The following is an 11,613-nucleotide window of genomic DNA, read 5'->3' on the forward strand; positions in this document are numbered from 1 at the left end:
TAGCGCTTGCATAGCCTATGCAAATGGCAAAACGCAAAAATAGCGCTTGCATAGCCTATGCAAATGGCAAAACGCAAAAAATAGCGCTTGCATAGCCTATGCAAATGGCAAAACGCAAAAAATGGCGCTTGCATAGCCTATGCAAATGGCAAAACGCAAAAAATGGCGCTTGCATAGCTTATGCAAATGACAAAATGCAAAAAATGGCGCTTGCATAGCTTATGCAAGCACTGAAACAAAAGAAAGTAATCGCTAAAGATAAATTTTATTGTTTAACAAAAAAGTATTTATTATGATTGACATTCAAGGAATGAATTTAATGAACATCAACAATGGCGCGCACTATGAGTTTATGAAAGTGGTGAGCGACCGTTTCGCGACGGAGACGGCACTGAGCACGAATGCTGCGGCGAAAAAGGCTATCGAGGCGTTGGCGGCCGCGGTGAAGGAGGAGGATCGCTGTTTGGTGATTTCGCAAAAGAGCCTCATCACGGACGACATCAAGGCGGCCGACGATAAGCGCGACAACATTTTTCGCGGGTTGCGCAAATCGATTAAGGGATTGACGGATGCGCCCGTGCCCGATGTGGCGCAGGCGGCCAAGGAACTGCAGCAATGTTTGGTGGATTATCGCATCGACCCTGCGATGCAACTGGACCGCGAAACAGGTTTGCTACACAATTTCATCGCCGATCTCGAAATAAAGTATGCCGCGCAGGTGACGAAGCTCGGGCTCACGCTGTTCGTTGCTCCGCTGAAGGAGGCCAATGCCAAGGTGGAGCAGTTCATCGTCAACCGCACCACCGCACAATCGGCCGTTGCCGCCGGCGAACTCCGTCAGGCGCGTTTGGCTACCGATGCCGCCTATCGCCACCTCGTGAAGTTCGTCAATGCGTTGGCGATGGTCTCCGGCACCACCGATTATGACGCCTTGGCCAAGTTCCTCAACGAGCACATCGACCGCTACAAACACGAGGTGTTGCCGAAGAAAAAGAAGGGCGGCAAAAAACCTTCGGATGGCGATAAACCGGGTGACGATAAGAAACCCGGCGACGGCGGAAAATCACCTGATGGCAAGAAGCCGGGCGGCAAAGGTCAGGGCGATGCCACAATCACACCAAAGAAATAGCTTGCTTTAAAACAAAAGGGCATCATTTCGATGCCTGTTTGCATACACAACTTGTTTTAAAGAATGGGGGCGGGAGTGCGCGATGCATTTCCGCCCCCGATGTGTGTGTTTAAAGCAACTGGTGAAGGAAAGTGTCTATTCCAATCACCTCAACCCGTGGGAAATCTATGTTTTTCAGTGCATCGAAGTGCTTGTCTTCTGTGACGATGAAACGTGCATTGGCTGCAATGGCACAATCTACAAACTTGTTATCGTCGGCATCAGCAGCAATAAGACCAAATTTAAAATAGGGCGTAAAACAGCGTGTATTGTCGCTACTAATAAGGATATTCAGCACGTCGTTGGCAATATCTTCACCCCAAAAGCGGCTAATAATCTCGGCATATTCGGCCATGATCTCATTGGAGACACACAGGATGTAGTCTCCTTGCAGAAAAGAGCGCCACACTTGATGATAGGGGCTCTTTTCGGGGAGGGAGAGGATGAGGCAATTGGTGTCGAGAACAATATATTCCATCAATGATCCGTATGCGTGCGTAGGTGCATGTGTTTGATTTCTTCTAACTTCTCGGGGGTGATGATGTCGGCCTCCCAAAGGGTGTTGAGTTTGCCGTTTAATTTTTGTTGATAGAAATCCACCAACACCGTTTTCAGCTCGCTTAAGCGTTGTGGCGAGTCATTTTGCGCGAATAGTTTCAGCAGATATAACTGCGTGGTATTCAAACCTGCTTGTTTTTCCATCGTTGTTGTTATATTTTGTATGTGGGGCAAAGATAGGCTTTTCCATTCATCATTCCAAATAATCCATCATCTTTTTCCATTAGGTGCGCGTTTCATTGGGAGGATTACGTGTGGACTGTTGGTTTCGTTTGGGTGGATTGTGTGTAAATGGTTATTTGGTTTGTGTGGGATTGTGTGGAAAAATATGATGGAGATTGGTAGGGGCGGTGCCTGTGTGCCCGCTCGTGTTGCCCCACAAGGGCGCATCTATCGTTAAATCCTCGTGCATGATACATGATGCGTAAATATATTTTGGTATGGAAACGCCGCTGCGCGGACGTTCGGGCGGGCACACAGGCGCTGCCCCTACGGTTTCGTTTGGGTGGATTGCGCGTGGGACGGTTGATTTCGTTTGGGGTGGATTGTGTGTGGGTGGTTTTGTTTGTTTGTTGGGAAAACGGTGCACATGAACCAACACCATCGGTGTTGTACTTTTGATAGCGCAGGGTTGATTGAGCGCAGCGAAATCTACCCTGGGTAAAGTCGTGGAAGGGAACCTATGCCATCGGTATTGTACTTTTTAAAATCAATTTTCGTGTGGGGAAATCATTCGCGAATAATCCATTCGCCGCATGTGGTAAGGATGTGCGATGAGAAAAAGTACAACCCCCAAGGGGGTAGCCTCCTCGCTTGCATTGTTACCCAGGGTAGGCTACGTTGCACTTGCCAACCCTGCGCTATCGAAAGTATAACCCCGATGGGGTATGGGCACACCGCGTGTGGTTGGCGTAAACTGTCGAATGTACAATGTGATGAGGTAATGGCACACCGCGTGGTTTGGTGGGGATTGGTAGGGGCGGTTGGTTTCGTTGGAGTGGATTGTGTGCAAACGGTATTTCGTTTGTGTGGGAATGCGTGGAAAAATATGATGGAGATTGGTAGGGGCGGTGCCTGTGTGCCCGCCCGTGTCGCCCCACAAGGGCGCATCCATCGTTCATTCCCCGTGCACAATGCGTGTATTTTTGTTATGGAAACGCCGCTGCGCGGACGTTTGGGCGGGCACATAGGCACCACCCCTACGGTTTCATTTGGGAGGATTGCGCGTGGGCGGTTGGTTTCGTTTGGGTGGATTGTGCGTAAATGGTTATTTTGTTTGTGTGGGATTGCGTGGAAAAATATGATGGAGATGGGTAGGGGCGGTGCCTGTGTGCCCGCCCGCGTCGCCCTACAAGGGCGCATCCATCGTTCGATCCCCCGCGTACAATGTGTGTATTTTTTGTATGGAAACATCGCTGCGCGGACGTTTGGGCGGGCACACAGGCGCCGCCCCTATGGTTTCGTTTGGATGGAGTGGGCTGGTGCAGGGTTAATTGTGCACCAAGGTTCCGATGTCCTCGCCGTCCATCACGCGTTTAAGGTTGCCATAGATGTCCATGTTGAACACATAGATGGGCAGGTTGTTTTCCTTGCACATGGCGGTAGCGGTGAGGTCCATCACTTTTAGTCCGCGCGTGTAGACCTCATCGTAGGTGATAGTGGTGAATTTCGTGGCCGAAGGGTCTTTCTCGGGGTCGGCGGTGTAGATGCCATCCACGCGCGTACCCTTCAGCATCACGTCGGCTTCTATCTCAATGCCGCGCAACGAACTGCCCGTGTCGGTGGTGAAATAGGGGCTGCCCGTGCCGGCCGAGAAGATGCAGACGTAGCCCGCCTCCATGGCTTCGATGGCTTTCCATTTGCTGTAAAATTCGCCGATGGGCTCCATGCGGATGGCTGTCAGCACTTTGTTTTTTACGCCGATGGCCCCCAATGCGCTGCTCAGGGCCAAGGAGTTGATGACTGTGGCGCACATGCCCATTTGGTCGCCTTTGACGCGGTCGAATCCTTTTTGGCTGCCACTGAGCCCGCGGAAGATGTTGCCGCCGCCAATCACAATGCCGATTTGCACACCCATCCGGTGCACTTCTTCAATTTGTCGAGCATAGTCGGCCAACCGTTGTGGGTCGATGCCGTGTCCTTGTTCGCCCATGAGGCTCTCGCCGCTGAGCTTTAATAAAATGCGTTTAAATCTTGCCATATTCTTTTGTTTGTTCGTTTTTTCGTTCTGTTGGAGTGGGCAACACATGTTCCACCGCTTTGAATTGTGCTTCGCGAATGTGCCCATCGGGCGTGCGCAGCACCAAGGTGCCGTCGTCTTCCACCTCGATGATGGCTGCTTCAAAGGTTTCGTTGGTGGCTGTGTCGCGATAGGTGTGGAAGCCTTTGCGACGGTAGAGCGCGGCATGATAGCAGGCCGAGAGGTCGGCATATTGGCCGTTTTCAATCCACCGATAATACTGGTCGAAGGCCGTTAGAATATCGTTGAGCAGTGTCCGGCGGTCGATTTCGTAGCCGACGATTTGCGCCAACGAGATGGGGTTGGGCGCATCGCTGCGGAATTGCGTTTGGTTGACGTTCAGTCCCACGCCAAACACGCAATCCTTAATGTGTCCGTGAGCGATGGAAGTCTCGATCAGTGTTCCGCTGATTTTGCAGTCGTTCCAATAAACATCGTTGGGCCATTTCAGCGAGATGCCGTCAGTATAGGCGTCTAAGGCTTGTTTCAGTGCCAAAGCGCCAGCCATTGAGAGCAGGAATTGTGTGCGGATGGGCACCATGGTGGGGTGTGTCATGATGCTGAAGAGCAGGTTCTTGCCAGCCTCACTCTCCCAGGTGTTGCTGCCCTGTCCGCGCCCTTTGCGTTGAAAATCGGCCGCCACCACACACAGTCGCTCGTTGCTTGTTGCGTTTTGTTGGCGCATGTAATCGTTGGTCGAGTCCACTTCGTCGAGCCAAGTGATGTTCCATTGCGGCGCCTTTTGTTTCTTTTTAAAAAACCACATTTTTTGTTTCTGTTTCTTGTGCCACGTGCTTAGCGCAGCAAGGGGTTAAAAGCATCTTCGATATGTTCTAACTGAAAGTTGTCGGGCGAGGTGCCTATGACGTTGATGATGTCGAAGCGCACCTCGTCATCGAGCACTTTCTCTTGCACATAGGCATGTGCTGCCAATCCTAAATGGCGGATTTTCTGTGGTGTGACGGCCTCTTCGGGCAGCATAATTTCGTCTGAGGTGCGCGTCTTCACCTCCACAAACACCACGGTGATGCCGTCGGGCGTTCGGGCAATGATGTCTAAATCGCGCGAGCCTTGTTGCCAATCGCGCTCCATGATGTCGTAGCCTTGTTGGGCCAAATAGCGTGCGGCGAATTCCTCGCCCATGCGACCCATGTCGTTATGTTTTGCCATTTCTGTGAGAATCGATGCTGCAAAAATACGATTTTTCTATCGAAAAGCTCTCTTTCAGTGCCGTGCCCGTTGCTTTTTTATGAAGCATGCACCTTGGGTTGCTTTGTTCTACCCGTTGCCATCGTGCCACATCTGCAGGATGGGCGCTTACCACTTTAATTTGCGGCTGCCATCGGCTTCTTCGGTGATGGTTACTTTCAGGGCCTCTTCGGGCAGAATGTCTTCGATGAGTTCGGGCCATTCCAAGAGGCAAAGGCTGCCCCCATAGAAATAATCCTCATAGCCCATATCGTAGACCTCGTCTAACTTTTTGATGCGATAGAAGTCGAAGTGGAAGATGCTGTTGCCCTCGCGGTCGGTATACTCGTTGACCAAAGAGAAAGTGGGCGAGGTGATTACGTCCTCAACACCTAAGGTTTGGCAAAGTGCTTTGATGAAAGTGGTTTTGCCTGCGCCCATTTTTCCATAGAAGGCAATGACTTTATGGTCGCCCATTTGAGCGAGAAATTGTTGTGCAGCCTCATTGATGCTGCTGAGTGATGGGATGATAATTTCCATTTTTACTTTATTTTTGTTGTTCTATTTCTATGTTCTCACGCTGCGGTTCTGCTTTGTGAGTTGTGCATCTGTCGCCTTTTTTGCGGGCATTAAAACCCTTCTAAATCATAATATTCATCGTCTAAATCGAGCGGTTTCACTGTTTTCACAGGAGGCTTCGATTTTTCGGACTTCGCTTTTTTCGGCGTTTTGGCATCAACCTTTTGCGCTGTTTTCGTGCGCTTGATGTTCCAATCGGTAGAATCGATGGGATATTCGCTGCCGTCTTCTTTGATGATGCGCTCCAATTCGCGGTCAATGTCTTCGGCCGTTGTGGGCTTCTCGGGCTGCTTGGTCACCGTTTTTACGGGTTCGGTGAGCAGTTGCAAAGTCGATATTTTGAGCGGTGCGAAATGCTGTTGATAAAACTTTTCGTAGTCCCGATAGCTGAAGGGATGGCCGATGAGCGCCTCATTTTCTTGACTGATGATGACGGAACGTGCCTGTTTGCTTAGGCCTTGGATGGCTATTTGTTGATGAACAGCACGCGCATATTGCAGTGCCTCGTCGTAGTTTTGAAAGCCTCCGACCGCCATTTGATGCACGCCTTCGTGACGCTCAATCTTAATATCGAAATTGCGCACGAGATAGTTGGTGAAGTTGTATTTGGCCAACTCGAACAGTAATTGATTTTCATTCACGGCATCGGGCGCATAGACCATCACGTAGAGGAAGGGAGTTTGTCGCTCGTTGCTGAATTTCACTTGGTGCAAGGCATCGCTATCGTTGAGCACTTCGCTGCGCTGTTGCCACACATTTTCAAGATCGAATCGACCATTATGGGGTGTCTTTCCCGCCTGAATGCCGTTGATGATCATGCCCGCCATGGTGATGAGTGGGCTGTTGGGGTGGGCTGAAAGAAGCGTGTTCAACCGTTGCAAAGCGGTCGAAAGACGGCCTTGATGGAGCTGATTGAGGGCACTGATCATGAGAAATTTATCGTGATTGTTGCCCTTCGGAAAACGTTTCTGTGCTGTTTCAAACAACTGGTCAACGCGCTTTTCATCATCATGTTTAAAAGCTTCGTAGGCGGCTGTGTAGAGCGAATCTTCAATTTGTTCACCTCGGCGCGCGTCCTCTGCATAATGGGGACTGCGCAACTGTCGCGCCGTTTCGCTCTGCGGATATTCCTGTTCGAGTCGTTGAAGGTAGTGTTGTGCCAAGGAGGGTTGCTGTTGGCGCATGTAGATGAGATACAGCCGGTGATACACTTCATCGCGTTGTGCAAAGGATGGAAACTCATGCAGCAGGCGCAACAGGTAGTGTTGGCTGAGATCGGGGCGGTCGAGCAGGTCGTTAAAGAGCAATCCGCTGTGGAAAAGGGCTTGCGAAAGCTTTTCGTTGCTGGCTTGTAATTGCGCTGGCGTATGCGGAATTTGCTTGAGATAATAAGCCGGTTGATGGGGATCATTGTCTAAGGAGTCGGATGCTTGATGCTGTTGCGCAATGTCCTTTTCGGTTTTATCGTTGAGCGTGTCGTTAGGAACTGCGGCGATGTCATCCATGTTGACCACCGTTTTGTTTTCGCGTTGCCAGTTGTCTTCGTTTTTTCGGTGCCCCCATGTGCGTTGAAACTGCTCAATGCCTCGTGCCACCAACACCGGATTGTAGAAATACCATGTGTTGCTGCCTGCACCGGGTGTTGGTATGGGTTGTGCAAAGCCTGTAGCAATGTTGTCGTTTTGGGGCTGTGTGGCTCGGCGTTCTTTTTGTTTTAGTGCTGCAATCATGCGTTTGATGATGGCATTGCGCTGTGCATCGCTCATCTTTGATAGGCGTTGCAGCGAGTCTTGTAATGCCACTTCATCGGTAAACGGCACGAGCCGTTCTAATTGTTGCTGGCGAAGCGCCAAACGGTCATAGTCTTTTCGGTCGCGGTCTAACAAGCCAATGGCCTGGTCGTAGCAGCGCTTGGCATCGCTAAAACGTTCTTTGTCCCAATAAAGATTGCCGAGTTTGAGCAGCAGCATGCCCTTCTCTATGCCTTGTCGCGTGGCGCTTTCGTTGCCTTGTTCGTAGGCTTCGATGGCGCGGAGTGTATCGCGTTGTGCAAGATAGATGTTGCCTAAGGCACAAAACACTTGGTCGAGATAGGCCTGATTATTTTCGTTGCGTGCCATTCGGCGCAATTTTGCAATCATCTTTTGCTGGTTACCTGGCGCCATTACCTCGGTCATGGCGATGCGGGCATGAAACGAAAGCTCGTAGGAGGGATTGAGTGCAATCACCTTTTTGAAAGCCTCGTAGGCCTGTGCGGGCTGTTTTTGTTGCGTGAGCAGTTGCCCCAAGAGAAACCACTCGCGCGCTTTTTGTTTGCGCCGCATCTCGTGTTGGATGACGCGTTGCAAATAGACGATGGCCTGTTGCGTGTCGCCCGTGTGCAGATAGTAGTCGGCATAGGTGTAGTCCCATTCTTTTTGTGCCTGCCAGTGCATGGAGTCGCGCGCCATGTTGCGCAGCACCTCTTCGGCATCATAGCGCCAACCGGCCTCAATATAGCTTTTGGCCAACCAGGCTTGTGCCCGTTGATAGATGGCGGGTTGCGTGGCATAGAGGCGGCTCATGTAGGCAAAGGTGGAGATGGCATTTTCGAAATCGCCTTTGAAGAATTGCGCACGTCCCATCAAGAGCCACACCTTCCACATCGTGGGGTTATATTCCCGTCGGTTAAGCCACTCAACATCTTCGGGCGTTTTGCGGCGGTTTTTGTCCCAAACGGGGTGGCGTTTGATGCTGTGCAGGCGAATAGCTTTCTCACATTTGGCAATGGCGAGGTCGTAATGGGCTTGTCCTATGGCGCGACTCTCTTTGTTGCCGATGGTATAGAGCGGCAGTTGTTCGGTGAAATGGTCGTGATGTTCGTTTTCTTTTTCCAACGAAGCGTCGATATAGGCCACCGAGGCGTTGTAGTAGACATTATATTTCGTGTGAAACGATTGCCACCATCGCGTGGCTAAAGTGTTGCGTTTTGTGGCGCAATTCGATAGCAATAGCATGGCAAAACATGCTGAAATGGCGGCAAATTTAGCATTCATTGTTTGGCGAGGAGTTTGGAAATGCCGAAAACAAGGATGCTCACAAAGATGATGGTTGCGCCCGAAGGCACGTTGAGCAGGTAGCTGAGGCTTAGCCCAAGGAGGCAATCTATCCAGCCAAAGCCAATGGAAAGCAGCATCATGCGCTTGAAATGGCAGGTGAAGAGGTTGGCGGTCATTTGCGGAATGGTGAGCAGACTGAGCGAGAGCACGATGCCCACCATGCGCAAAGTCGACACGATGGTCATGGCGATGAGGGCCATCATGACATATTCAATGGCGCGCACGGGTAGGCCTTGCGATAGGGCAAAGGTGCGATCGAAGGCTACACTGAGCACCGCACGATAGCACAACGCCACAAAAAGGATGACCACCACGGCCAGCACGGCAAGGAATAAGAGGTCGGAAGTGTCGATGGTGAGGATGCTGCCGAAGAGGAATGAGGGCAGATCGGGAATGAAACCCGGCGTGAGGAAGCAGCAAATGATGCCAACGCTCATGCCGAAAGTCCAAAACAAGGCGATGGCCGAGTCTTCGCGCACATGCTCTTTTTGCGCCATATATTCCACGCCAAAGGCACTCAAGATGGCAAAAAGCGTGGCCGAAAGGATGGGGTTGATGCCCAGGAAAACACCTAAACCGATGCCACCAAACGATGCGTGGGTGATGCCACCACTGATGAACACCAGACGACGCGCCACGATATAGGTGCCGATGATGCCACAAACGATGCTGGCTAAACACGCCCCTAAGAGGGCATTTTGGAAGAAGGTGTAGTGAAGCAGGTCAATCATGGGCTAACGCTATATAATCGTCTTTAATTTGGTTGGGCATGTTGATGCCACGCAGAATGAGGCTTCTGTTCCATGCTTTCACCTCATCGGGACGCATGGTTTGCATCACTTCGGTAAAGGCTTCGGCCTCGTCGTCGCTAAAATCGTCGGACGCACGCCCTTTAAAACGGTCGAGTTCTTCGTCGTCGAAATATTCTATGGGTTGCGTGGCTGCAAGCATCATGCATTCTTGTTCGCAGAGATCGTTCTCACCCGAGCAGGTGGCACACGAGTCATGCACGACAAGGGGCGCCTCGGGCTCGCCTTTTTTATGGGCGAGCAACGTGCCAATGGCTGTGAGAAGGCCTAAGGCAAGGAGTGAAAGCAGCAGATAAATCATAGGTGGAAGCCGGCTTTTTTGAGGTCGTCCCAATAGTGGGGATAGGATTTGCTCACCACTTCGGGGTGGTTGATGCGCAGCCCCTTGATGCGGAAAGCGGCCGGCGCAAAGGCCAATGCCATGCGATGATCGGCATAGGTTTCAATGGGTTCGGTCGATGGTGTGCAGCGTTCGCCTTCCCAAAATAGCTCGTCGTCGTTGGCCGTGTCTATCACGTAGCCCAACTTTCGCATTTCGGTTTGCAGCGCCTCGATGCGGTTACATTCCTTCATGGTGAGGGTTTGCAGCCCTTTGAAATGAAACTTCACATCCATGAGCGCACAGCACACCACAAAGGTTTGTGCCAAATCGGGTGCGCCTGTGAAGTTGTAGTCTAAGCGATGGAGCGGGCATGGCTGGCGATGCAGTGTGATGGTGGTGGGTAGGCCGTGCTCGGTGGAAGCGAAATGGGTTTTGATGCCCAAGAGCGAAAAGAGATATTTCACCACCGAGTCGCCCTGAATCGAACCATCCATCAGGCCCATGAGTTGCACGTGGGCAGTTGTTTCGGGTGCCAATGCCATGAGCGCATACCAATAGCTGGCGGCGGTCCAGTCGCTCTCTATGGTGTAGGAGCAGGGCGCATAGGGTTGCGGTTCCACGCGAATGGTGTTGCTGTCGATCCAATCGGCTTTGGCATGGAAATCGCGCATCATGCAAAGCGTTAGGTCGATATAGGGGCGCGAGCTGATATCGCCGGTGAGTTTCAGTGTCAGCCCCTGCGGCATGGTGGGTGCAATGAGGAGTAGCGCCGTGGTGAATTGCGAACTCACATGCCCCGGAATTTCAATCGTTCCGCCCTCGATGGGGTGGCCTTGGATGCGCAAGGGAGGAAAGCCCGGTTGCCCTTCGTAGTGAATGGTTGCGCCAAGTTGCCGCAGCGCGTCTACCAAGCTGCCGATGGGACGCTGTTGCATGCGTGCTGTTCCGGTGAGGATGTGCTCGCCCTCGCCAATCGACAGATAGGCCGTTAGAAAGCGCATGGCACTGCCGGCGCCGTGAATATCGATGGTACGGGGCATGTTGTGCAGTGCATGTTGCAGCACAAGGGTGTCGTCGCAGTCGCTCAGATGATGTAATGTGGTGGTGCCTTTCGTGAGTGCCTGCATGATGAGTGCGCGGTTGCTGATGCTTTTGCTGGCCGGAATTTGCAGGGCGATGTTGAGTTCGTCGGGTGCTTGAATTGTATAGAACATGCTGTGGAATGTTACCTGTTTCGATGTTGTTGCAAAAGTACAAACAAAAAGTGAGAAATCAAACCCCATGAGGTTTGAAATGCGCCTACTCCGCCTTATTTTCGGTTGGCTATGTTGTGGAGTTCGTTGGTTTCCCGGTTGGAGACAGAAAATCCCCCGCTCACTAACGTGTTTTTAAATGAAAAAGGATTAGCGAGCCGCTCACTAACATGTTTTTAAACGAAAAAGGATTAGCGAGCCGCTCACTAACATGTTTTTAAACGAAAAAGGATTAGCGAGCCGCTCACTAACATGTTTTTAAATGAAAAAGGATTAGCGAGCCGCTCACTAACATGTTTTTAAACGAAAACGGATTAGCGAGCCGCTCACTAACGTGTTTTTAAACGAAAACGGATTAGCGAGCCGCTCACTAACGTGTTTTTAAACGAAAACGGATTA

13 protein-coding genes are annotated in these 11,613 nt (G+C 51.2%); 2 read left to right on the forward strand and 11 right to left on the reverse strand.

The features are described 5' to 3' along the window. Window positions 1-292: 292 nt before the first annotated feature. Entirely contained in the window at window positions 293-1,129 is an 837-nt protein-coding gene (locus tag HMPREF9431_RS00525; RefSeq protein ID WP_004379076.1) for a DUF6261 family protein, read from the forward strand. 109 nt (window positions 1,130-1,238) lie between these two features. Here HMPREF9431_RS00525 and HMPREF9431_RS00530 read toward each other — a convergent pair whose 3' ends face one another. Both HMPREF9431_RS00530 and HMPREF9431_RS00535 read right to left on the reverse strand, forming a co-directional pair. Beyond that, window positions 1,239-1,646 (reverse strand): putative toxin-antitoxin system toxin component, PIN family, encoded by a 408-nt coding sequence (locus HMPREF9431_RS00530; RefSeq protein WP_004379077.1) that lies wholly within the window; start codon window positions 1,644-1,646, stop codon window positions 1,239-1,241. Next, window positions 1,646-1,870: a hypothetical protein gene (locus tag HMPREF9431_RS00535; protein ID WP_004379078.1), complete on the reverse strand. Its 225-nt coding sequence runs from the start codon at window positions 1,868-1,870 to the stop codon at window positions 1,646-1,648. Before HMPREF9431_RS00535 ends, HMPREF9431_RS00530 begins: the two co-directional genes overlap by 1 nt. Before the next feature lie 296 nt (window positions 1,871-2,166). Between HMPREF9431_RS00535 and HMPREF9431_RS12650 the strand changes: the two genes are divergently transcribed. Then, complete coding sequence (locus HMPREF9431_RS12650; RefSeq protein WP_155812898.1) at window positions 2,167-2,319, forward strand: hypothetical protein; 153 nt, start codon at window positions 2,167-2,169, stop codon at window positions 2,317-2,319. Between the two features lie 242 nt (window positions 2,320-2,561). Here the strand turns inward: HMPREF9431_RS12650 and HMPREF9431_RS12655 are convergent, their stop codons facing one another. From HMPREF9431_RS12655 to HMPREF9431_RS00585, 9 genes are all read right to left on the reverse strand, one after another. Then, complete coding sequence (locus tag HMPREF9431_RS12655; RefSeq protein ID WP_040560601.1) at window positions 2,562-2,840, reverse strand: hypothetical protein; 279 nt, start codon at window positions 2,838-2,840, stop codon at window positions 2,562-2,564. A gap of 375 nt (window positions 2,841-3,215) precedes the next feature. Beyond that, entirely contained in the window at window positions 3,216-3,926 is a 711-nt protein-coding gene (gene pyrH / locus HMPREF9431_RS00550) for a UMP kinase (protein ID WP_004379081.1), read from the reverse strand. Further along, complete coding sequence (locus HMPREF9431_RS00555) at window positions 3,913-4,731, reverse strand: biotin--[acetyl-CoA-carboxylase] ligase (protein ID WP_004379082.1); 819 nt, start codon at window positions 4,729-4,731, stop codon at window positions 3,913-3,915. Before HMPREF9431_RS00555 ends, pyrH begins: the two co-directional genes overlap by 14 nt. Window positions 4,732-4,760: 29 nt before the next feature. Then, on the reverse strand, window positions 4,761-5,135 hold the full coding sequence (locus tag HMPREF9431_RS00560; RefSeq protein ID WP_040560603.1) for a YraN family protein: 375 nt from the start codon (window positions 5,133-5,135) through the stop codon (window positions 4,761-4,763). A gap of 147 nt (window positions 5,136-5,282) precedes the next feature. Beyond that, on the reverse strand, window positions 5,283-5,693 hold the full coding sequence (gene tsaE, locus HMPREF9431_RS00565) for a tRNA (adenosine(37)-N6)-threonylcarbamoyltransferase complex ATPase subunit type 1 TsaE (protein WP_004379084.1): 411 nt from the start codon (window positions 5,691-5,693) through the stop codon (window positions 5,283-5,285). A gap of 89 nt (window positions 5,694-5,782) precedes the next feature. Next, window positions 5,783-8,767, reverse strand: a complete 2,985-nt coding sequence (gene porW / locus HMPREF9431_RS00570; protein WP_004379085.1) for a type IX secretion system periplasmic lipoprotein PorW/SprE — start codon at window positions 8,765-8,767, stop codon at window positions 5,783-5,785. Beyond that, window positions 8,764-9,561 carry a metal ABC transporter permease gene (locus HMPREF9431_RS00575; protein ID WP_004379086.1) on the reverse strand — a complete coding sequence of 266 codons (798 nt, stop codon included), beginning with the start codon at window positions 9,559-9,561 and terminating at the stop codon, window positions 8,764-8,766. Before HMPREF9431_RS00575 ends, porW begins: the two co-directional genes overlap by 4 nt. Then, the gene (locus tag HMPREF9431_RS00580; protein WP_004379087.1) at window positions 9,554-9,940 is read right to left on the reverse strand and encodes a hypothetical protein; all 387 of its coding nucleotides are present in this window, start codon (window positions 9,938-9,940) and stop codon (window positions 9,554-9,556) included. The genes HMPREF9431_RS00575 and HMPREF9431_RS00580 overlap by 8 nt, the downstream gene beginning before the upstream one ends. After that, a complete protein-coding gene (locus HMPREF9431_RS00585; protein ID WP_004379088.1) occupies window positions 9,937-11,175 on the reverse strand; it encodes a 3-phosphoshikimate 1-carboxyvinyltransferase in 1,239 nt (412 codons plus the stop codon). Before HMPREF9431_RS00585 ends, HMPREF9431_RS00580 begins: the two co-directional genes overlap by 4 nt. Window positions 11,176-11,613: the final 438 nt, after the last annotated feature.

Origin of the sequence: Segatella oulorum F0390 (genome assembly GCF_000224615.1) — a bacterium.
Taxonomy (GTDB): Bacteria; Bacteroidota; Bacteroidia; order Bacteroidales; family Bacteroidaceae; genus Prevotella; species Prevotella oulorum.

Bases quoted from the DNA above. Each gene is read 5' to 3' on its own strand.
- HMPREF9431_RS12650 (WP_155812898.1), top strand. From the start codon at position 2,167: ATGGAAACGCCGCTGCGCGGACGTTCGGGCGGGCACACAGGCGCTGCC.
- HMPREF9431_RS12655 (WP_040560601.1), bottom strand. From the start codon at position 2,840: ATGGATGCGCCCTTGTGGGGCGACACGGGCGGGCACACAGGCACCGCC.
- HMPREF9431_RS00555 (WP_004379082.1), bottom strand. From the start codon at position 4,731: ATGTGGTTTTTTAAAAAGAAACAAAAGGCGCCGCAATGGAACATCACT.
- HMPREF9431_RS00575 (WP_004379086.1), bottom strand. From the start codon at position 9,561: ATGATTGACCTGCTTCACTACACCTTCTTCCAAAATGCCCTCTTAGGG.
- HMPREF9431_RS00560 (WP_040560603.1), bottom strand. From the start codon at position 5,135: ATGGCAAAACATAACGACATGGGTCGCATGGGCGAGGAATTCGCCGCA.
- HMPREF9431_RS00535 (WP_004379078.1), bottom strand. From the start codon at position 1,870: ATGGAAAAACAAGCAGGTTTGAATACCACGCAGTTATATCTGCTGAAA.
- HMPREF9431_RS00585 (WP_004379088.1), bottom strand. From the start codon at position 11,175: ATGTTCTATACAATTCAAGCACCCGACGAACTCAACATCGCCCTGCAA.
- pyrH (WP_004379081.1), bottom strand. From the start codon at position 3,926: ATGGCAAGATTTAAACGCATTTTATTAAAGCTCAGCGGCGAGAGCCTC.
- porW (WP_004379085.1), bottom strand. From the start codon at position 8,767: ATGAATGCTAAATTTGCCGCCATTTCAGCATGTTTTGCCATGCTATTG.
- HMPREF9431_RS00580 (WP_004379087.1), bottom strand. From the start codon at position 9,940: ATGATTTATCTGCTGCTTTCACTCCTTGCCTTAGGCCTTCTCACAGCC.
- HMPREF9431_RS00530 (WP_004379077.1), bottom strand. From the start codon at position 1,646: ATGGAATATATTGTTCTCGACACCAATTGCCTCATCCTCTCCCTCCCC.
- tsaE (WP_004379084.1), bottom strand. From the start codon at position 5,693: ATGGAAATTATCATCCCATCACTCAGCAGCATCAATGAGGCTGCACAA.
- HMPREF9431_RS00525 (WP_004379076.1), top strand. From the start codon at position 293: ATGATTGACATTCAAGGAATGAATTTAATGAACATCAACAATGGCGCG.